The sequence below is a fragment of the Methanobrevibacter acididurans genome (assembly GCF_046197875.1).
Classification (GTDB): Archaea; Methanobacteriota; Methanobacteria; order Methanobacteriales; family Methanobacteriaceae; genus Methanobrevibacter_A; species Methanobrevibacter_A acididurans.
Window position 1 is genome coordinate 838,038 of sequence record NZ_CP166991.1, and the last position, 23,687, is coordinate 861,724.

Sequence of the window (23,687 nt, forward strand, 5' to 3'; positions counted from 1 at the left end):
AATAAATTATATTACTTAATATTTAAAAAAAATAAAAAAATAAAAAAAATTAATTTACAATAATATTTGCATTAGAATAACTAGATAAATATAAATCATTACCAGAATAAGAAGCCTTTGCAGTGTAATTACCTTTATATAAGTTTATTTCTAATTGATATTCACCATTAGTATCAGTAGTTACCCAATAAATTTTACTTAAACCATTAATAGGATTAGTTAAATTTAAAGCAATATGTTGACCAATCACAGGATTACCCAATTCATCAGTTAATCTACCAGTAAAATTACATCCTGCATTATAAGGATGATTAAATTCATTAGCACTTAAAATAGTACCAGTCTTATTATCCAAATTGCTCTTAACAATTATTGTATTATTAGTTTTACTAGAATTAAAATTACTTATACCATCAAAATAAGCATTAACTAAATATTCACCTGGTGCTAAGTTTATTTCCAAACTTTCAAATCCTAAAGTATCACTACTAACCCAATAAATTTTACTTAAACCATTAATAGGATTACTTAAATTTAAAGCAATATGTTGACCAATCACAGGATTACCCAATTCATCGGTTAATCTTATTGTATAATTTTTTGGAGTTCCATAAATTATTTTTAAATCTTCACCTTTTAAATTAGTATTCACTACTGTATTATTTGTAACTTTTAATGTAGAGTTAAAGATTATTGATTTAAAATCAATTGTATTGCTTCCTGAATACACTCCACTTACTATGTATTCACCATAAGATTTTGGAGTGTAATTTATACTTGCAATACCTTCTGTAACATTACAATAATCTAGTAATGTATTGTTTAATGTAAATGTGATTACTCCATTAGTTATTGGATTAAAATTATCATCAGTTAAGTTAGCAGTTAATTTAATAGTTTTATTAATATCAATATTGTTTTGTAAAGCTTCAAATCGTATAATAGTTGTTTTAATATTTCCTAAATTATAAATATAATTTCCTAAGTCACTAGCTGTACAACCATTCATTGTATTATTATTTAGGGTTAAATCTGCAAGATTATAAATTGCTCCACCATATCTTGCTTGAGAATTTGTTATTGTACAATTTGTTAATGTTAATTTTTGTACTTCATTATTAAAGATTGCTCCACCATTTTTAGCTGCATAAGAATTGGTTATTATTGTATTTGTTATATTACATGATCCAATATTATCTCCATAAATATCATTACATATTGCTCCTGCATCACTATTTGATGAGCGACTACCATTTATCACACTATTTTTTAGGTTTAAACTTCCTACATTATGTATGGTTCCACCTACGAATTTTGCACTGTTATCTTTAAATGTACAATTATTTATTTGCATAGGGAAATAAAAATTATAGATTGCTCCCCCAGTGGAATCTGCATAATTATTCATAAATAAAGTATTAGTTATTGTGGCTTTACCCCAATTTTTTAATCCTCCACCTAATTCTTTTGCAGTGTTATTTATTATTTGTGAATTATTTAAGGTTAAGGTTCCAAAATTGTACATGAATCCTCCACGACTAGCTTTATTATTTATGAAATTACAATCATCTATAATAACTATTCCTCGTGAATTAACTTTTATCGCTCCACCTTCATCACTATACCCATTAGTAAGGGTTAAACCTTTCAGTGTTAAAATTCCCCCTTCATTTATTGTAATTATACTATCAGTGGTTCCTGCCCCATTTATTATTGTTGGAAGATTAGGGTTTGTTGTAGTAATTGTTAAAGTAGTATTTATTTTTATATAAGTATTATTCAATCCACTGTATTCCCCATTATTAAGGATTATTGTGCTTCCACTTGTAGATTTATTAATTGCATAATTTATGGATTGATAAGGATTGTCTTGTTTCCCATTTCCATTTGTATCACTTCCATTTAATGATACATATATATTATTTGATTCTTCATTTAACTCAGTATTAGCTAGAATATCAGAATTTGTATTATTAATTGTTACATTATTAATATTAAGGTTATCTGAAGCTGATACTGAAGTTAATGATAAAAATATTAGTAGTATTAACGTTAAAATTAGTATTGGTTTTTTAGTTTTCATTATCGTATTACCCTATAATTCTTTATTTATTATAAAAAAGTTCAACCGATAAGAATATTCATATCGATATATTTTAAAATATACTTATTTATAGTATTTAAAAATTATTAAAAAAATAGTTAAAAAAATTTGGCTCTGTAGAAATCCTATATTTTTATTAAAATATTTTTTCAGTTGAACTTGTACTTGGGTGTTTTTTATTTTTTGGTTTTCTTTATTTGTTTTTTAAAGAATTTTAAGGTGGTTTTAGCAACTTACACTTGAAATACTACTTAAGATGTTTAAAATAAGTTATGATAAAGTATTAATAGTTAAATGGAGAAAAGATATTATTATGTTTACTAAAAAAACCTTTTCTCCATATCATATTTTGTTTTCAAGACAGTTAAACCTTTTGGATTTTGAATGTGAAAAACCATTAGAAAACTGTTTAAATCGTCAGTCTAAAAATGGTAATATTGAATTATCAGGTAATCACATGCTGCTATATGCTGAAAAAGTATATAACTATGCTAAAGCATGTTTAAATGATTATTCCAATTATTTCAGTAATCATTTATACACACAGCCTAAATTATTCACTATTTTAGCTCTTAAAATGTATTCAAAAATGACCTATCGTGAAATAATTGAGTGGATGCAATTATCCGATAAGTTACTAAAATTTTTAAGATTAAAAACCGTCCCACATTATACAACAATTCAGAAATTCTTTAAAAGAATATCTGAAACCAGCTTTAAAGAATTAAACAAGAAAATATTATCAAAATTCACTTTAACTGGTGGAAACATTGCTTTAGACGGATCAGGATTCACCAATGATTATGCCGATAAATATTTCGCGAAAATACGACGTAAAGAACGAAAAAGCTATGTGAAAAACCATATTGCAATCAATGTTGACACACAACTAATTCTTGATGATCAAGTCCAAAGAGGCCCCAGACATGACACACACTTCGCAAAACAATCAATCAGAAACATAAAAATATATAAACCACATTACATAATTGCAGACAAAGCATACGATACAGAACCCATAAGAAAATGTATAAAATGAAGAAGTAGGAGCATTTGACCAAATACCATTAAAAACAAGAGCCAAAAACGGACACTACAGAACCAACAGCCCCACAATATTCCGACCCAAAATATACAGAAAAAGAAATAACATAGAATGCGTATTCAGCGTGGTAAAAAAGAAAATTTAATGGAACAAATCACAGCAGAAGCCTAAAACTGTCAAATAAAGAAACCAAACTCAAAAACACATTCTACAACTTCTACAGATCAACAAAAATACCTCAAAAATAGGGTTTCTACAGAGCCAAAAATTTATTAAAAAAAGAAAAAATAGTAATAAAATATAAAAAATTAGAAATTAATTACACTTTACTGTTTTCAAATCTATCAAATTCAATTTGGAAAGCTGCTCCTCTTTGATTTAACTGTTTAACTGTACCTTCTAATTGATCTATAAGACTATCAATTATAGTAAATCCTAAACTATTTGCAGTTTCAATTGAGAAACCATCAGGTAAACCTTTACCATCATCTGCAACGATTAATGTCATGTGTTCCCCTTCTGATTTAAGTGATACCATGAAACTTCCTTTTTCTCCTTCTTCCCATCCATGTTCAATACTGTTTAATAAGAATTCACTTATAAGTAATCCAACAGGAACTGTTTCTTCCATAGTGAATTCTAAGGATTCAACATCAATAATTGGTCTTATATTACCAGCTCTGTGACTTGAAAGTAAACTTGTTACTTCAGATTCCACATAATGTTCCATGTTTACATGAACTAAATCTGATGAATGATACATACTTTCGTTAATTAACACCATACTGTTAATTCTATCACGAGTAGAACCTACAACTTTATCAGGATCATTAGGATTGAATCGCATATCTAAACTTAAGAAGCTTAAAATAATTTGTAAATTATTTTTAAATCTTTGATATAATCCTCGAAGAATAACATTTTTATCTTCTAAACTTATTTCTAAATTATTATAACTTTGTTGTAATTGTACTACTTCAGATATATCTTGTATGAAACCTGTGGAGTAAGGTACTCCAGTTTTTTCTGGTCCATAACAATGAACACTTAAACTAATATTTTTTATCCCAACTTTAGTTTGTATTGAAAGTTGAGTTGTAAAACTAGATTTATCTTTTATTGCTTGATCAATAAGTCTTCTTACTCTTAATTGTTCTTCCATATCACCATAAAGTTGTGATAGTAATATATCTGTTCCTAATTCTAAGTTTTCTGGTTCCTCTTCCAATATAGAGTAAATTTCATCTGTCCATCTGAAACCATTTATTGGATCCCAATGCATTACTGAAATTAAACCATCATTTGCTACAACTTCTAAGTCCTTTTTTAATTGGAAAGCTTCTTCTTCTGCAAGTTTTCTTTTTGTTATATCTTCACATACAACTTGTACAGCTGGTTTGTTTTTATAATTTACAGGTATCCCTTGTACATTTAACCATTTTGCTGTTCCGTTTGCAAAATATTTTTTAATTGTCCACACATGACTGTACACATCTCTGTCCTGAATTTGTATAAAAGTTTGTAAAGCTTCTGTGGATTTTTCTCCTTCAAATTCGAATTTATCACTTGTGAAGAATGTTTCTACATTTAATTTATTAATTTGTGTTTCTTGATCTTGAAAATTATTTATTAAATCTAAGAATTTTGTATTGGTTCTTACGAATTTTCCTTGATAGATTATTGCCATTGGTGATGGTGCTGTTTCAAATAAATCATGTTCTTCCTGTTGAAACACTAAATCGAATTCTGTTTCTCTTTTTGTTAAAAGTAATATCATATTATTGTATGGTACTATAATTTGAGTGTAAGATTCTATTACTTCTTTTTTAAAGAATTCTAATAAACGGCAATGATAGAATGTTCCTGCCTTTAGCACTTCTCGAAATATTTGAGGATATGCAAGTTCTCCTAGTTTTGGTAATACTCTTGTGAATAATCTTCCTTCTAAAGATAATGGATCGTCTAATCCACCATATTTTTGAAGTAAATCTGCTAATGTATCTGGTTTTGTTATTATAAAGTCTTCTCCATCATGCCATGGTAAAAGTATGTCTACTTTGTATTCCATACTATTTATCAAGTTTCTTGTTTGTGAATCTACATTTATGTTTTGGTAATCGTTTTTTATATATTCTGATGGATTATAAAAATTTTCTTGATTGAATATTGCATGATTTATTTCGTTTGCGTCTTGGTCTACTAATGTTAATTTTACCATCAAATCACTCTTTTGAAAAAATAAGGATTAAAAATAATTGTTAAAAAATTTACTTTTCTTTTTATTTATTATACTATACTATTTTAAGTTTTTAATATATAAATTTATAATTTTAGTAAGGGTTTTAGTTTTTTTAGGGATTAATTATAAAAGGTTTGTTTTATTATAAATCTTATTATAGATATATTTTGTATTATTTTATAATATGGGGAAGTTTTTTTATGAAAGATTTTGAAAGTAAGATTAGTGGCATTAGAAAGGATTTAAAACCAGAATTGTTAGATAAGGTTGAAGCTAGTGATAATAGAGTTTTGATTTTTAAGAAAGTTGATTTTAAAGATGAAGACTTTGATTATTATTATCCAATAAACAATAATGCTTACAGTTACCTAAGATTAAAGTATGAAGAATATAAGAAAAATGAACTTTATACTATTGAATATTCAATATTTGATAATGATGAGAAAGCTAATCTAATTTATCAACTAAACCTTATAGGTGTAATGTTAGATAAAATAAAACTTAAGAAAAAAGGTGTAATAAAAGTAGATGAAAAAATTGCAATATACTTTAACACAGCAAATGAACCAACACCAATAAATGAAAAATCTGAAGAAATACAAGATCAACTAACCAACCTTGTAACAAGATTACCAGAAGTAACATTTAATGTATGGAAAAAATTAGATACTGGAATAGAGAAATATTTATAAAAGAAATTATATTTACTTATTTTCCAATTTCTTAATTTCAACTTTCTCTTCTTTCTCAACAGTTCTACCTACTTTTTTAAATTTTCTTAAAATACTATAAATCACAATAAGAACAGGCCAAATTTCTAAACGACCAATCCAAAAATCAATAATATAAACAATCTTAGCTATACTTGGAGATTGATAAGTCATTAAACCATCACTTAAACCTACATTACCCATAGCTGAAGCAATCTCAAAGAGCACACCTGAAAAATCATTATAATAAATTAAAACAATCATTGTACTAAGAACAAAAACTATTAAATAAATTAAAATAAACATTAAGGTATTTTTCATAATTTGGTCTGTTATAACATGCTTTTTCAAATGATAATATTTCGCATGTACAATAGCTTTACTAGGTTTTAATAAATGAAGAATTTGAATTTTAATACTTTTTACCATAACTCCTATTCTATACCATTTAATACCTCCTCCAGTAGATCCAGTACCTGCACCTATAATCATAATAATAGTTAAAACTAATGTACCTATTGCATAGTAACCTTGATGTAATTGTGCAGGAAAACTAGTTTGCAAACCAGTAGTTGTAATAGCAGATACTACCTGGAAAAGTGCAAAACGGAAATTTTCAAAAATACTAGCACCATAAACATGATTATTTAATAAAAGAATTGTTAAAAATAGTGTAGAAACTATTAAAACAGTTAAAAAAACTTTAGTTTCAATATCTTTAAAATACTCTTTAATATGACCCTTAAATACCATAAAATGTAAATTAAAGTTAGTAGCACCTAAAATCATTAGAACCATAGCTACTACTTCAATTCTAAAACTATCATATTGGAAAATACTATTATTACTAGTAGCAAATCCACCACCAGATAAAGCAGTAAAAGTATAGAATACACTATCAAAAACGGGCATTCCTGCTATAATAAAACATATAATACCAACTGCTGTAAAACATAAATAAAAAACTAACATTAATTTTGTAGTATGTCGAATACTAGGGAAAATACGTTCATTTCTCCCCTCAGCTTGATATAAAGGAGTAACATCATTTCCAGCAACTTGCATTAAACTTAAAACCATAAAAATTATTCCTAAGCCACCAAACCATTGTGTGAAACCTCTCCAAAAATTAATAGTGTAAGGTATTGCACCAGTATCTGGAAACATACTATACCCAGTAGTTGTTAAACCACTCATAGCTTCAAAATAAGCATTAAGAAAACTTAACTCCCCACTTATAAAATAAGGAAATGCCGCAATAAGTGCAAAATATAACCAAAGAAAAACAGCAAGATACATACTTAATTTTAAAGTCATTTCACTTTTTCTTTTACAAAAATGAATAAGGAGTAATGAAACAAAAATTGTAGAAACACCAACAACAAAAAAAGGAAAAACAAATTCATATTCTTTGTAAATAAATGCTACAAAAATAGGGAGTAGAATAACTAATCCTACTACTAGACCAGCATCACCAAAGTAATGAAGAAGAGTTTCAAAATTATTTGAAAATTTACGGCTTTTAATAAACATTTTGAACATAAACCCTAAGATGAATAAATAGTATTATATTATTTTTATCATTAATAAAACGAGGGTTGGCCAAAAATCGATTTTTTAATTTTTTGTAATACTTTTTTTTATTTTATTTTTTTAAGTTATTATTTTTCATGTTTTTTTTATTTTTGTTGTCATTTTTGGGTGTTAATTTTTTTTAATGTGTTTTATTTTAGTGGTATTGTTTTATATTAATTTTTTGTGTTTATTTTTTTATTTTAAGTGTTTTTAAATAGTTATATTTATATACTAGTAGTTAAATATATTAATATTAAGTATTATTAATTTATTGGTGTTAGTTATGGATATTAAACAATCTAGTTTTAAATTGGAGCGTTTAGATGATGATATTCCTAAGGATCATCTTTCTCGTTTTATTGTGCGTTTTGTTGATGAATTTTTCCCAGTTTTAGAGGTTGAAGAAAACATGGGAGGAAAGGGTAGGCCTGTTTTACCGGTTCGTGAAATGTTTAAATTAATTATTTATGCTTTTAATGAGGGTGTTACTAGTTCTAAAGTTATAGAAGATCATGCTAAGTATCATAAAATTTATTTATATGTTTCTAATGGAATTAAACCTTCTCAAAGAAGTATTCGAAGATTCATCCGTGATTATGGTTATTTATTTAATGTTTTTATTGGAAGTACTTTACTTTTTGCAAATGAATTAGGAATCACAGATTTTAAGCATATATCCATCGATGGAACTATTAAAAAAGCATACAACTCTAAATTTAATGTTTTACATGAAAAGGACATTAATACTTTAATTCAGTATTATAGTGGATTAAAGTTACCTAATAAGAAAATTAAAAAACTCCCACGTCCAGCACGTAAATTGATTGAACGAACAGATTTAAACAATGAAGATAAATTAGAATTACTATTTGAGTTACAAACCCAAATAAAGATGTCCGGTCAAAATACAGTACCTGTAAACGATGTTGAAGCTCGTTGGATGCATAATAAACAAGGATTAAATGAGGTCGCATACAATGTTCAAAGCGCTGTAGACACCGTTTCCAAACTTATTTGTGCAGTAAAAGTTTCACAAAAACCAACAGACCATTATGAATTACCAGAAATAGTGAAAAATGCAATAAATAACATCAACGATGAACCAGAATATGTAAGTGCAGATACAGGATACCACACCGAAACCAGCTTCCAATACCTAGAACAAAATAATATCAAAGGACTAATACCAGATAGAAAACAAACTCGAGAAAACACAGGAAGATTAAGTGAAAACCCATTCCATAAAGACCACTTCAAGCATGATCTAGAAAAAGACACTTACATTTGCCCAAATAAACAAGAACTACCTTTCCAACAAGAAATCAAACATTACTTAGAAAATGAAACAAAACCTTATAAAATCGAAAGAAGATACTGGAACTACAATGCATGCCAAGACTGCCAGGATAAAGAAAAATGCTACAAAGGAACACAAAGACAAATAACAGAATTCACAAGTAACACAGCCCTAAAAATGAAAAAACAAATGGAAACAAAAGAATACAAAACCATGTTTAAAAAAAGATCAAGCACAGTAGAAGCACCATTCGGAACACTCAAAACCTACTACCACATAAATGAACTACCAACAACAGGAATACAACACACAGAACACATACTAGCACTACAAGCACTAACATACAACCTAAAAAGACTAAACCACATAATCAAAAACACATATGACGAAACAGACAACATAAACCAATTCATAGAAAAAATAGGAGCAACACTCAACCTAAAATGCAAAACCACAGAAAAATAAAAAAAAGTAATACCAAAAAATATCAAAAACTATTTATGGCCAACCCTCAAAACTTTAAAAAAAAAAGTTAAAAAAATAAGTTAAATTGTTTTATGTAATTTTCTTGCAATATTATAAAATACAATAACAACAGGCCAAATTTCTAAACGTCCAGCCCAAAAGTCAAAAGTATAAACTAATTTTACAACTAAAGGTGAAGTAGGGCCAACTAATCCATCACCTAAACCAACATTACCCATAGCAGATGCAATTTCAAATAATACACCAGATAAATCATTACAATACAATAAGACAATTAAAACACTGATAATATAAATGATTAAGTAAAGTGAAATGAAGGTTAAAGTATACTTCATCATCTTATCATCAATCCGGTAATCCTTAATATGATGGTACTTATTAACTACTACTGCATTAGAAGGTTCAAGTAAACTTTTAATATGGTTTTGAATAGAATGATACATTATTCCAACCCTTTCAAGTTTAATACCCCCACCAGTAGATCCAGTACCTGCACCTATAATCATTATAATAACAAGAATGAACACTCCTAAATTAGTGTAACCACCATGTAATTCTGGGGCGAAACTTGTTTGTAAACCAGTAGTTGTAATAGCAGATACTACTTGGAAAAGTGCAAAACGGAAATTATGGAAAATATTAGACCCGTATACATTATGATAAGTTAAAAGTAATCCTATAACAAGAATACTCACTAATGAGACTACTAAAAAGATTTTTGTTTCAATATCTTTAAAATATTCTTTCCATTTACCTTTTAAAACTACATAATGTAAGTTGAAATTTGTCCCACCTAAAATCATTAAAATTATAGCAACTAATTCTATAAGAAAACTATTATAATAATAAATACTAGAAGAAGTTAAAGCAAATCCCCCAGTTGATATTGCACTGAAAGAGTAGAAAATACTATCAAAAACAGGCATTCCCGCAAGAATAAATAATATAATACCGGCAACGGTTATCCCAGCATAAATTAAAAGCATTGATTTAGTTGTATGTTTAATACTTGGGAATATACGTTCATCTCGTCCTTCAGCATTGTATAATGGTTTAACATCATTTCCAACAATTTGCATAATACTTAAAACCATGAATACTATTCCTAAACCACCAATCCATTGTGTGAAACCTCTCCAAAAGTTAATACAATAAGGTATTACTTGGGTTGGTGAAAACATTGTGAAACCAGTTGTAGTAAAACCACTCATAGCTTCAAAAAATGCATTTACAAAAGTTAATTCACCAGAAATATAGTAAGGTAATGCTCCTAAAAATGAAATATATAACCATATGAACATTACAAAGAACATACTTAACTTAATTGACATTTTATTTCGTTTTTTAAATCCAAATTTGAGAATTAAAGAAATAACTATACTGAAAATACCAACATATAAAAATGGAGTTATATATGCTTCTTCTCCATAAATTAACGCTATAATAATTGGGACAAATAATGAAATTCCAATAAATATTCCAACTTCTCCAAAGTAATGAAGAAGTGTTTCTAAATCTATTAAATATTTTCGTTTTATAAATACCATTTATTATAACCTCCTATCCCAAATGTAAAAAGAATCTTTAAAAAAAAATTAACATATATTTTATTATACTTTTTAATATATTAACTTATTGAAAAAAAGACGTAAAATTATTAAAATTATTAAAAATACTAATACAAAAATAAACTATAATAAGCTTTTATTTAAAAAATAGGGGAAAAATAGAAAAAAATAGAGAAAAAGATTGTTTAAATTGGATTAAATTTAAACCATTTAAAACTTCTTTTCAAGTATATAAATAACAAAAAATCCAATAATTACTAAAGCAATAATAGCAATTATATTAGTTCCAGCCATACTAGATGCCATCTTAACATAAGGTAAACGGACAGTACCTAACATAATACCAATAAGAGCACTAATAGTAGCTGCTTTATAATGTTCTAATAACCATTTAATAACACGACTGAAACCAAGAAGACCAATAACAGCACCTAAAACGAATGTTATAATGTCAGCTATTTTTAAATTAGCTAAACAAGTAAGCATATATTGATATTGACCTAAAAGTAAAAGAACAAATGATCCACTAATACCCGGTAAAATCATAGCACAAATAGCTATAAGTGCAGATATGAAAATTATTGGTATAGAATGATTAGCTGCAATAGGATTTAAACCAACAAAAATGAAAGTTAAAACTGTAAATATCGCAACAACAATGAAACTTTTTATATTAACTTCATCAAGTTCAGTGTATAAAATATAAGCTGATGCTATAATTAATCCTAAAAAGAAAGCAAAAGTATAAGCAGTATATACATCTAAACAAAAATTAATAACCTTTGCCAATGACAGGAAAGCAATAGCTATACCTAAAAGTAATGGTATGAAAAATTCAAAATCAATATCTTCTAATAATTTAGTTTTAAAGGAATGAAAATCACCATGGAGTAATGGTTTTAACCATATAAATTTAATATTACTAATCGCCCCAATTAAATGTTCGTAAATTCCTGTTATTAAAGCTATTGTCCCACCACTTACTCCTGGAACAATATCTGCTGAACCCATGCATAATCCACGGATAAAAATATAAAATGCGTTTTTCAATTTACTATTCATCAAAATAACCTTTATAAATATAATTTTTATAATAAAGAAATATTAATTACACTTTATTTATACGAATATAAATAATTATATGTTTTCATAATATCAAAAATAATTAAATAAATAATAAATTTTATCTAAAAAACTAGTATCTTCTTCATCATACTTTTTTAATATATAAGAAAACCCCGGGAAAGTATTTACTTCACATAAATAAAATGTATCTGATTCACCAAAAAGAAAGTCTATCCCACAGTAATCTAAACCTAAAATTTTAGAAATATCAATAGCAAGATTTATTAAGTCTTTAGACGGGGTATAATCCTTGAATCTCCCACCTTGATGTTTATTAGATCTAAAATCATTTTGATTATACCGTTCAAAACTATAAAAAAATTGATTATTTAAAATTACAATTCTAACATCACGACCAGTGCTTGTCATTATAGCTTCCTGAGCAATATAAGATTCTTCTTTTAAACTAATACTTTTTAGTTCCTGTATTAATTCCATTTCATTATTGATTAAACTTATTCCTTCACCCCCATAACCATTATTTAATTTTATTACAAGTGGTAAACCTAATTCATGTATAATATTTTTTGAATCTTCAAAGTTTCTAATTTCCATAGTTTTTGGAACATTAATATTAGACAAATGATTTTTGATTTTTACTAATGTTAAAAACTTATTTCTAGCTAGATTCACATTATCAATAGGGTTTATAACTTTAATATTTAAGTATTCAAAACATTTTTTAATATTATAATAATCAGGATTTTCTGGTTCTGGAACAATTATACTTAAAACAAAATCTGGATTAAGTGATATTTTATTGTTAATAGTAAATTTAAGATTATTTTGATTTAAATCGAATTTAATGTTTTTATAATTAACTAAATCTGTTTCTATATTATTTTTCTTAAAAATTTTTAAGAGTAATTTAATTCCTTTTGGAGTTTTTCCTTTTTTAATATATTCCTCTAAATTATCTTCTATTAATATTAAGCCTTTCATAAAAAAACCCTCATTAATTTTTAAAATTCATTATTTTTTGATTGTTTATACATTATTCCAATTTCACGATATTTAAAGAGCAAATAATAAGGAGCTAAAATGAAACTTACAATATATACTCCGACAATTGGAATTAAACTTATTATTGCTGTGAATAATGTATAAATTATTGTGAAAATAACAAAGATTACATACCAATGAATATACTTGGACCAACCTATTGATCTTATTTTTTTAAATATCTTTTTAACCTTTAAACCTTCTCTTAAACTATTTGTTTCTGCAAGTCTTCCTATTGCAATAAATCCTGCAATATCAAAAATAATTAATAAAATCAATGCAAATACTGCTAAAAACAAATTATGAAATATTAAATCCGAGAAAACATAAAGAGCATTTGCTGAACCTTTTAAAGTATAAGACTGTTTTAGTATAAGTAATATTAACTCAGGAATCTTATGTAATATATCTATCTTATATTTTAAGAAAAATGATAATATAACAGTGAAAAATATGGGTATTATGAAGTATATTAATCTAAGAATTGATGCTTTTACTCCTGGAATTAAATTTTTTCTAAAATAAAAAATAGGCATTTCATCATGATTTTTTATTTTGCTTTTTATCACATTTAATAAATAACCAAATATTATCATGTTAAAAAATAAAGTAATTGTACTTATAATGGCTGATGAATTTATATTTAAAATTGAAATTAATATAAAATCTACGATTTGAGTTAAAGATAATATTACTGCTATAACAATGAAGTCCTTTTTATCTTTGATTGGATAATTTAATGATTGTTTAAGTAAACTTAATGAACCCATGTATACTCAATTCCTTTTAGATTAAATATTATTATAATAGTATTATTTTAATATTCATCTATATTTAAATATATTTCTTTCATTAGAATTAGTAGGGTAATAAGAATTTCAAGTAATTGTAAATTTTTTCTAAAAATAAGCATGAGTATTTAAAAAATAAATAATGAGTATAAAAAATAAATAAATAATATTATTTCATTATACTCTATAAAAAAATAAATTAAAAATTTTATATCTAAATATTATTCTGATTCTGCTTCTGTATAAATCATTCCAACATAATGGAAACCAGCCATAAATATGTAAGATATTATGAATAGCATATCTATATATACACCGATTTCAAATGGTAATATTTCTGCTATAATAGTGGCTAAAATGAGTAATGCAAATGCTATAATAATTAAACTAATATACCATAATAACATTTTACCCCAACCAATATTACCAATTTTTTCAAATATTAATTTATGATTGAAACCATGTTTAAATCCATGAGTATCACTTATAATATGACCTATAACTGAAAACATTACAAATAAGAAAATTACAACTAAGGCAACTATTGATGTTATAATTAAACCAGCAATAAGACTGTTTATAACATCCATTGGTACTATTGTAGATAATTGACTAATTTTAAAAGCATCACTTAATCCTTGATTAGCAATTACTGTACTTAAATATTTATGAGTTTTAATAGCAGTAGTTACAATTCCAATATTCTTACCGAGTCCAGTTATAAATGCCACAAAATAGATAATTACTACAGGTATCATCAAATATAAAATATAAAATACTTTGGATCTGAAACCTTCAATTAGACTTTTCTTCCAATTAAAACTAGGAGCCCCTTCTAATTCATGAATTGCATGGTGAATTACACTTACTTCATAACCAGCAACAAAAACTGCTATTAATAATGAAATAAATTTTATAACCCCTGCAAGTTCTGGACTTACTAATGTTTCTGCAATGCCATTAAATAATTCTATAATACAAAATACTAAACCTAGTAACAACCATTCTTTTTTGTTTTCAAAAGGATATTTTAAGGATTTTTTAACCATTTGAGTTACATTCAACTCGAAAACACTTCCTTAATTTTTTAAGTTTTTTCTTTAATAAATCTTAATAAAAAAATTAATTAATTATTATAAAATAATAATTATACTTAAAGTTTTATTGTTTAAAGTATTTAAATTTTTTTAATAAAAATTAGGAGTATTAATGTATTTGTAAGTTAAAAATTGAACATAAAATCTTTTTTTAGACTTTTATAAAATTTTGTTCAAAAAAAGTAGAATTATTAAAAAAATACTTAAAAAGTTTTTTAAAAAAAAATAAAAAAATGGGAGTAGTTAAAAGTGTTATCCATCATTATATACATTTCCTAATGAACGATAAGTAAATAGCATTATAAATGAACTAACAATGAAAGCAGCTATAAATGTACCAACATAAGGAATTAGACTAATTAAACCACTAATTAAACTTAAAACCATTAAAACAATAACAAAAAGTATAAACCATCCAACATATTTCATCCATCCAATAGAACCTATTTTATGGAAAACTTCAACAAAGGATAATCCTGCTTTTAAGCTATCATATTCAGCCATACGAGCCATACCAATATAAGCAAATAAAATGAATATAACAAATACTATAATCGCAACTATAGTAGTGATAATTATTCCATAACCTAAACTTGCAGATAAACTTGCAGGTACAGGAGTTGTACTATTATTTGCAACAACAGTAACTAATTTAATGAAATTTGAGAAAATTCCAGTACCCCATGCTACAAGAATAGTTATTATAGTAGGTATGATTAAATATACAAAATCTAAAACTGCAACCTTAACCCCATCAACAATATTTTTAACAATATCAAATTGTGGAAGAACATCCCCATTAATAGTAGATTTTAAAATACTAATAGAATATCCAAAAAGGATTAAACCAAGAACAATATCAACAATATCATTTATAATAGACATTGCACTACTAGAATAAGTTGTATTTAAGTAACTAAATATTCCTATAATTAAGAATAATAAACCAAGAATTAACCATTTTTCATAATTTTGAATAGGAAAATTTAATGATTCTTTTAAATTATCAGTAATTTCCATGAATTTTCACCTCACATATTATTATATAATCTTATTTTATTAATTAATAATATTTAATTATTTAGAAATAATTTAAAAAAAAATTAAACTTTAACGTATTATCTATTCTAAATTAGAACATAATACGAAATATTAACCAAACTAAATGGATTATAGAAACTTATAATATAAATAAGAAACATATAATTAACTTAAAAAATGTGAGGTGAAAAGTAATATGGGATTATTCAATTTCTTAAAAAAGGATAAAAAAGAAAACCAAGATAAAGAAGACCAAAATATAGTGGAAGAGGGAAACCAAAAACAGACAGAAAAAGATTTAACAAAAAAAGAACATGAAAAAAGAGGGAATGATATCCTAAAAGACCTTGCAAAAACAAGTAATAATAGACATGTGCGATTAGCTGCAGTAAGTCAAATTAGAGATCAAAAAGATTTAGCTGAAGTAGGTAAACACTTTAAAGATAAATATGTGAGATTATTTGCAATAAATCGTATTGAAAAACCTTCAATTATTCATGATGTGGCAAAAAATGCTGAATACACTGATTCAAGAATGGTTGCTTGGAAATTATTAGGGGATGAAAAAAGGGCTTTTGCTGAAGTTGCAAAAAATGATAAGAATAAACAAGCAAGACAAAAATCATTAGATGAAATTGATGATGAAGAAATTTTAACAGATATTGCAATTAATGCTAAAGATAAAAAAATCCAATCAGAAGCTTTAAACAAGATTGAAAAGGAAAAAAATTATAAGAAAATAGCATTAAATTCCAGCAATAAAAATATTGTAGTTAAAGCCTTACAAAAAATGGAAAAAAATGATAAAGATTTATTTGAAGAAATCATTAAAAATAATTCTGATAAAGATGTTAAAATGGAAGTAATTAATCATATTACTGATGTTGATCTTTTAAGAGGTATTGCTAAAAATGAGGAAAATGAAAAAGTAAGAGCTTATGCAATGAATAAAATTCCTGAAGAAAATCAAGATTTAATAAAAGAAATAGCATTAAACACTGAAAATAAGGAAGTTCAATTAGTAGCTATAGAGAAATTAAATGATGAAGAAACATTGAGTAAAATTTTAAATGAAAGTAAAGATCACTCCATACTAATTGAAGCAATGAAAAAAATTACAAAACCAGAAATCTTAGAAGATTTAGCAAAGAATAATAAGGATAAATTTGTGAGAATTGATGCAATAAAAAAAATAGGTAATCAAAAACTTTTAAAAGACATTATTGATAAAGAAGATGATGAATATATTTGTAAAATTGCTATAGAAAATCCTAAGTTTACTGATGAGAAATATTTAGAAGAGATTGCAGAAAATAATCAAAATAGTAAGATTAGAAAAGTTGCATTAAATAAAATAAAATCTGAGAATGTTTTAAAGGAAATAAGTGTTAATAGTAGTTTTGAAGATACTAGACATGAATCTTTTAATAAACTTAAACAAGAAGAATCATTTATTGAATTAAGTGAAAACCCTGGATATAATAAAATACGTATACATGCAACACAAAAAATAAGAAATCTTGATACTTTAGAAAAATTAGCATTAAATTCCCATTATAAAGATACACGTGTTGAAGCTACTAACAAGCTTAAAAAGGATTCAGTTATTAAAAAAATTGCTATCTCAGATAATGATTGGGAAGTACGTTATGCTGCTGTTAAAAAGATTAATAGTGTTCCTGAATTAAAAAAATTAATTAATAAAGAAAGTAATGAGTATGTTTTAAGATATATTAATGATAAAATCTCCAGAATAACTGGTAAGAAATAATATCATTAAAAATTTCATACTATTTTTTTTATAATTTTCTAAAATTTTTTATTTACTTTCTATTTTTGTATTATGTTCTTCAATTAATTTTTTAGCTAATGGTGTAATATTTTCATTTAATATTTCTTTTAAGTAATCTCCAGTATATGTTCCACTTTCCGCCACTTCCTCTGGTGTTCCTGTAGCGATTACTCTTCCACCACCGTCTCCTCCTTCTGGACCTAAATCTATTATATGATCCGCAGTTTTTATAACATCCAAATTATGTTCTATCACTACTACACTGTTTCCTGCATCTGTTAAACGATTTAATACACTAAGTAATCTTTTTATATCTGCAAAGTGTAATCCAGTAGTTGGTTCATCAAGGATGTATAAAGTTTTACCTGTACTTGCTCGAGATAATTCTTTAGCTAGTTTGACACGTTGTGCTTCTCCACCTGAAAGAGTTGTTGCAGGTTGACCTAGTTTCATATATCCTAATCCTACATCATTTAAGGTTTTTAGTTTTTTATAAATATTTGGCACATTTTCAAAGAAATCTAATGCCTCTTCTACGGTCATTTCCAGCACTTCATAAATGTTTTTTCCTTTATAACGCACATCTAATGTTTCTTCATTATATCGTTTACCTTTACAAACATCACATGGAACAAATACATCTGCTAAGAAATGCATTTCAATTTGCACTATTCCATCCCCATGACAGGCTTCACATCTTCCACCTTTAACATTAAAACTAAATCGACCAGGTTTATATCCTCTTGCTTTAGCTAATGGTGTTTTAGCAAATAATTCACGTATAGGTGTGAATAATCCTATATATGTTGCTGGATTACTTCTTGGTGTTCGTCCTATTGGTTTTTGGTCAATTATTATGATTTTATCAATGTTTCTTGCACCATCAATACTGTCATGTTCACCTGCATACATGTATTTGCGGTTTATTATAGTTGCGAGTCCTTTATAAAGTATTTGATTTATTAAACTACTTTTACCAGATCCACTTACTCCAGTTATACAAGTAAATAGTCCTAATGGTATGGTTACATCTATATTTTTTAAATTGTTTTGACGTGCCCCATGTATTATTATGTTTTTACCATTTCCTTCTCTGCGTTTATCTGGTATGGATATTGTTTCTTTCCGAGATAAGTATTTACCTGTTATTGAATCTGGAGATTCCATTATTTCTAATGGTGTGCCTGCTGCTACAATGTTTCCTCCATGTTCACCTGCTCCCGGTCCAATATCTACTACATAATCTGCAGATAAAATTGTTTCTTCATCGTGTTCTACAATGATTAGAGTGTTACCTATGTCTCTTAAATGTTTTAATGCATCAATTAATTTTAGATTATCTCTTTGATGTAATCCTATACTTGGTTCATCAAGGATATAACATACACCCACTAATCCTGAACCTATTTGTGTAGCTAATCTTATTCTTTGTGCTTCTCCTCCAGATAAAGTTCCACTACTTCTTGATAAGCTTATATAATCTAAGCCTACATCAATTAAGAATTTGAGTCTTTGATTTATTTCTTTTAGGATTTCTTTTGCTATGAATTGGTCCCTATCACTTAGTTTTAAGTCTTGGAAGAATTGATAAGAGTCTTTTATTGCTAATTCACATATTTCTGCAATATTTAATTCTCCTACTGTTACTGCTAGTGCTTCTGGTTTTAATCTTCTTCCATGACAAACATAACATTCACGATCACTCATAAATTTTTTAATATATTTCCGATTTCCATTAGATTTGGTTTCAAAGTATAATCTTTGTAATCTTACTACTACTCCTTCATATTTACGGTTTACATGATATGATTTATTTCTTCTTTGAAATGCAAAGGCTATTCTTTCATCTGTTCCAAATAGTATTATGTCTTGTATTTCTTTTGGTAAGTCCTTGAATGGTACATCCATGCTGAAATTGTAATGATTGGATAATGCTTGTAGCATTTGACTGTAATATCCTTCTTTTTTATTATTTTTACTCCATGGTATTATTGCTCCTTCGTTTAAGGTTAAATCAGGATTAGGCACTACTAAATCAGGGTTGATTTCTAATTTGGACCCTATTCCATTACATTCTGGACATGCCCCATGAGGACTATTGAAACTGAACATTCTTGGAGATAATTCATCAAAGCTTATCCCACAGTCAGGACATGCAAAGTCTTCAGAGTACATTTTCTCATATTTATCGCCTTGTTTGTTTTCATAAAGGACATTTATTACTCCTTCTCCAAATTGACTAGCTGTCTCTAATGAGTCAGATAATCTTCTGTTGAAGTCTAGATCTTTTCTTATTATTAATCTATCAACAATTACTTCTATTGTATGTTTGAATGTTTTTTTAAGGTTAAATGTTTCTTCTAATTCATGAATTTCCCCATCTACTCGTACTCTTACAAATCCTTTTTCTCTTAAGTCTTCAAAGACATTTTTATGTTGTCCTTTTCTGTCTTTGATTATTGGTGCAAGGATTTGTATTTTTAATCCTTCTCCTTCACTTATGATGTTTTGTGCTATTTGTCCTATGGTTTGTTGGCTGATTTCCTTTCCACATTTTGGACAGTGAGGTATTCCTATTCTTGCATATAATAATCTTAGGTAATCATAGATTTCTGTTATTGTTCCAACTGTTGATCTTGGATTTTCACGTGTAGTTTTTTGATCTATACTTATTGCTGGACTTAATCCTTCTATGTAATCTACCTCTGGTTTTTTCATTTGTCCAAGGAATTGTCGTGCATATGCTGAAAGTGATTCTACATATCTTCTTTGTCCTTCTGCATATATTGTGTCAAATGCAAGGGTTGTTTTTCCTGATCCACTTAGTCCGGTTATTACTATGAAGTCTTCTCTAGGGAGAGATAAGTTTATATTTTGTAGATTGTGTTCTCTTGCTCCCTTGAGTATGATTTGTTTTTTACTTGTATCAGTAGTCATTTTAGTGTTTTCCACCTTTATTATTTTTATTAATTAATTTTTTGTTTTTTATTTAATACTTGTTTTAGCATAGCATTTGGTAAGTATTTTTTTTGAATATTATTTTTTAGGTTTTTATATTAAATAAAGTATTAGTTTTATAGTATAAAAACTATCTTATTTTTAAGAAGAAAAAAGGTAAATAATATCATAACCTACAACATTTTTTTATTTAAAAGAATAAATAATTTTAAAAAGATAAATAATAAAAGTATGATATAATAGAATACTTATAAATTATTCATAGAGGGAAAAAGGAATGTATACATTAACACATGAATTTAAAAAACAGAAAAAAAATTATTCATATAGATTCCAAAATTTAAATGAATTAATCTGTAACTGTCCAAGATATGAAGATATTGAATCTTTCAGTTTAGCTCCAGTATTTGATAAATTAGATGATAATATTTGTATATTAAAACCATTGAATAATAATGATTTCTTATTCCTTTATTCAAGTAACACTTTCTTTAATGAGTATATACCTAATCTTGGAGATTATTTAAAAGGAAGACTTTTAAGTGAAGTTTTTAGATTCAATCCTTTATATGAAAAATTAAATGATAATCCAAGAAAAATAAAATTAGATGTAGAATTCGATTTACAATTATTAAATAATGAAAAACTATTAAAATTTTTTAAAGTATCATTTTTTAAACAAAAAGATTATTACTATCTAATTTTTAGAGATAAAACTATAATTTATCAAGAAAAAAAACGTAGCAATCGTGTTTTTGAAGAAGCTTACATTCCAAGATTACAAATAAACAATAATAATCAAATTATTAAATCAAACAAAGCATTTAAAGAAAAAATTGGTTATAATGTACCTGAATTAAATAAAAAAGGATTGGATAACATTGTAAAAACAATCCGTAATAATCCTAACGGATTAACAAGTTTTATTGATAATTTCAATGCTATTTTTAAAGGTGAAATAGAGAATTCTAATTTAGAATGTGAAATATTAACTAAAAATGGAGAAAATTTATGGTTTAACACTTATATTCGCCAAATTGATGATAATTTAATACAAATAGGTTTTCATTATATTAAAAAAATTAAAGAAAGGAGTGATAATGATTTAAGTTTCCTTGATAACTTTATGAATAAACAAAAAGGTTATAAAACTGCTATTAGTATCCGTGAAGGAAATAATGTTAAATGGACCCCTGAAATTTATGAAATCCTGGAAATTAATCAAAAAGATGTGGATTTAAACTCTAATGATAATTTTATTTACCATTATACTCTCCCTAATGAAAATGAAAAAATCCAAACCATACTTGATAATTTAGGTGATAATCAGATAGAAAAATGTATTTATGCTATTAAAACCGCAAAAGGCAATGTTAAATATTTGAAATCATTATTCAGTATTCAATATATTAATAATAAGCGTAATATTTACACTTTCACTCAAGATATTACAGATGAAGTGAAAAGAGAACAAAACGCTTTAAAATTACAGGAAAACTTTGAATTAATTCAAGATACAAGTAATATTGTACTTGCAAATTATGAGAAGGGTAAATACACCTACACTCCACAAATTTATAAAATCCTTGGAATAAATCCTAATGAATACCCTGATAATATTTCTTTAATGCAGGAATTTTTAGTTCCAGAAGATAAAGAAAAATTAATAGAAGTACTTGATTTAAGTCCAAGTAAACCAATAAATGAAGTGACTTACCGTATAATTAGTCGAGATAATACTTTAAAATATATTTACAGTCAAAACAAAGCAATATTTAATAAATATGGTCAGGTCATACGAAAGATTGGTTTTTTAATGGATGTTACAGAGGAAACTTTAGCTAGAAAAGACGCATTTGAAATACAAGATAATATTAATCAAATACAAAGTTTGAGTAAAATATTTATTACTACTTATAAAAATGGGGATTTCGCTTATACTGATGAAGTATATAATCTTTGTGAATTAAAAAAAGAAGAAACTGATCCTAATGATATTATAAAACTTGTTGTACCGGAAGATTTAACTAAGTTATATAAATTAATAAATGGTATAAATTATTATAATCCTTATTTTCAAATAAAATACCATATTGTAACAGCAAAAGGAAATAATAAAATATTTTCATGTTATGCTACAGGTAAGTTTGATGATAAACATGAATTAATTAAAATTGTTGGATTTATTCAAGATGTAACAGAAATTGCAGAACATGAAGAAGCTTTAGAACAATTATCCGAGGATCGAAAAGTTCTTTTACAAGAAGTTCATCATCGCGTTAAGAATAATTTACAACTCATTTTAAGCTTTTTAAATCTTGAATCAAGATTTAATAAGAATAATCCTGAATATGTTTTAAATCAAGCTTATAACCGTATTCATACTATGGCTTTAACTCATGAGGAAGTCTATAATAGTGATAATTTATCTAATGTTAATTTAAAAACTTTCCTTGAAGAAGCAATTAATAATTTATTTAACCTTTATTCTAAAGGTAATATTGAATTACATTTAGATATTGAACCTATTGAATTAGATATGGATCGTAGCATCCCACTGGGTTTACTTGTAAATGAAGTATCATTAAACACTATTAAATATGCATTCCCTGATGAAGTTAGAGGAAATTATTGTATTACTCTTAAAAACATTGATGGCATTTTGGATTTAAAGATTTGGGATGATGGTGTAGGTTTGGCAAGTGGTGTTGATTTGTTCACTGCTGAAAGTTTAGGTTTTATTATTATCCGAAACTTCACTCAACAGTTAGATGGAACTTTAACCCAAATAAGTGATGTTAAAGGTTTTGGTTTAGAATTAAAATTTAAAATCTAAACCATCTATTTCTACATTTAA

Annotated in this window: 15 protein-coding genes; 5 read left to right on the plus strand and 10 right to left on the minus strand. The window is 26.2% G+C overall.

Annotated features, from left to right (window positions below):
- Positions 1–49 precede the first annotated feature (49 nt).
- Entirely contained in the window at positions 50–2,083 is a 2,034-nt protein-coding gene (locus tag ACA135_RS04210) for a hypothetical protein (RefSeq protein ID WP_409199047.1), read from the minus strand.
- 334 nt (positions 2,084–2,417) lie between these two features.
- Between ACA135_RS04210 and ACA135_RS04215 the strand changes: the two genes are divergently transcribed.
- Entirely contained in the window at positions 2,418–3,143 is a 726-nt protein-coding gene (locus ACA135_RS04215; protein ID WP_409197520.1) for a transposase, read from the plus strand.
- A 325-nt stretch (positions 3,144–3,468) separates the two neighbouring features.
- Here ACA135_RS04215 and ACA135_RS04220 read toward each other — a convergent pair whose 3' ends face one another.
- Positions 3,469–5,367 (minus strand): histidine kinase dimerization/phosphoacceptor domain -containing protein, encoded by a 1,899-nt coding sequence (locus ACA135_RS04220; RefSeq protein ID WP_409197521.1) that lies wholly within the window; start codon positions 5,365–5,367, stop codon positions 3,469–3,471.
- Positions 5,368–5,588: 221 nt separating this feature from the next.
- Between ACA135_RS04220 and ACA135_RS04225 the strand changes: the two genes are divergently transcribed.
- Positions 5,589–6,080, plus strand: coding sequence for a hypothetical protein (locus ACA135_RS04225; protein WP_409197522.1), 492 nt, complete (start codon positions 5,589–5,591; stop codon positions 6,078–6,080).
- A gap of 12 nt (positions 6,081–6,092) precedes the next feature.
- Here the strand turns inward: ACA135_RS04225 and ACA135_RS04230 are convergent, their stop codons facing one another.
- Positions 6,093–7,631, minus strand: coding sequence for a TrkH family potassium uptake protein (locus ACA135_RS04230; RefSeq protein WP_409197523.1), 1,539 nt, complete (start codon positions 7,629–7,631; stop codon positions 6,093–6,095).
- Between the two features lie 325 nt (positions 7,632–7,956).
- On the opposite strand from ACA135_RS04230, the gene ACA135_RS04235 reads away from it, so the two are divergent.
- Positions 7,957–9,435 (plus strand): IS1182 family transposase, encoded by a 1,479-nt coding sequence (locus ACA135_RS04235; RefSeq protein WP_409197524.1) that lies wholly within the window; start codon positions 7,957–7,959, stop codon positions 9,433–9,435.
- Positions 9,436–9,515: 80 nt separating this feature from the next.
- Here the strand turns inward: ACA135_RS04235 and ACA135_RS04240 are convergent, their stop codons facing one another.
- The 6 genes from ACA135_RS04240 to ACA135_RS04265 form a co-directional block, all read right to left on the minus strand.
- Positions 9,516–11,003 carry a TrkH family potassium uptake protein gene (locus ACA135_RS04240; protein ID WP_409197525.1) on the minus strand — a complete coding sequence of 496 codons (1,488 nt, stop codon included), beginning with the start codon at positions 11,001–11,003 and terminating at the stop codon, positions 9,516–9,518.
- Between the two features lie 231 nt (positions 11,004–11,234).
- Complete coding sequence (locus tag ACA135_RS04245) at positions 11,235–12,035, minus strand: DUF368 domain-containing protein (protein ID WP_409197526.1); 801 nt, start codon at positions 12,033–12,035, stop codon at positions 11,235–11,237.
- Positions 12,036–12,179: 144 nt separating this feature from the next.
- Entirely contained in the window at positions 12,180–13,091 is a 912-nt protein-coding gene (locus ACA135_RS04250; protein WP_409197527.1) for a RimK family alpha-L-glutamate ligase, read from the minus strand.
- 20 nt (positions 13,092–13,111) lie between these two features.
- On the minus strand, positions 13,112–13,921 hold the full coding sequence (locus ACA135_RS04255; RefSeq protein ID WP_409197528.1) for a DUF4013 domain-containing protein: 810 nt from the start codon (positions 13,919–13,921) through the stop codon (positions 13,112–13,114).
- A 242-nt stretch (positions 13,922–14,163) separates the two neighbouring features.
- The gene (locus ACA135_RS04260; RefSeq protein ID WP_409197529.1) at positions 14,164–15,006 is read right to left on the minus strand and encodes a DUF4013 domain-containing protein; all 843 of its coding nucleotides are present in this window, start codon (positions 15,004–15,006) and stop codon (positions 14,164–14,166) included.
- A gap of 285 nt (positions 15,007–15,291) precedes the next feature.
- Complete coding sequence (locus ACA135_RS04265; protein ID WP_409197530.1) at positions 15,292–16,059, minus strand: DUF4013 domain-containing protein; 768 nt, start codon at positions 16,057–16,059, stop codon at positions 15,292–15,294.
- 217 nt (positions 16,060–16,276) lie between these two features.
- On the opposite strand from ACA135_RS04265, the gene ACA135_RS04270 reads away from it, so the two are divergent.
- Positions 16,277–17,851 (plus strand): hypothetical protein, encoded by a 1,575-nt coding sequence (locus ACA135_RS04270; RefSeq protein WP_409197531.1) that lies wholly within the window; start codon positions 16,277–16,279, stop codon positions 17,849–17,851.
- A gap of 48 nt (positions 17,852–17,899) precedes the next feature.
- Here ACA135_RS04270 and uvrA read toward each other — a convergent pair whose 3' ends face one another.
- Positions 17,900–20,809, minus strand: coding sequence for an excinuclease ABC subunit UvrA (uvrA, locus tag ACA135_RS04275; protein WP_409197532.1), 2,910 nt, complete (start codon positions 20,807–20,809; stop codon positions 17,900–17,902).
- A 298-nt stretch (positions 20,810–21,107) separates the two neighbouring features.
- Between uvrA and ACA135_RS04280 the strand changes: the two genes are divergently transcribed.
- Positions 21,108–23,666: a PAS domain-containing protein gene (locus ACA135_RS04280; RefSeq protein ID WP_409197533.1), complete on the plus strand. Its 2,559-nt coding sequence runs from the start codon at positions 21,108–21,110 to the stop codon at positions 23,664–23,666.
- Positions 23,667–23,687: the final 21 nt, after the last annotated feature.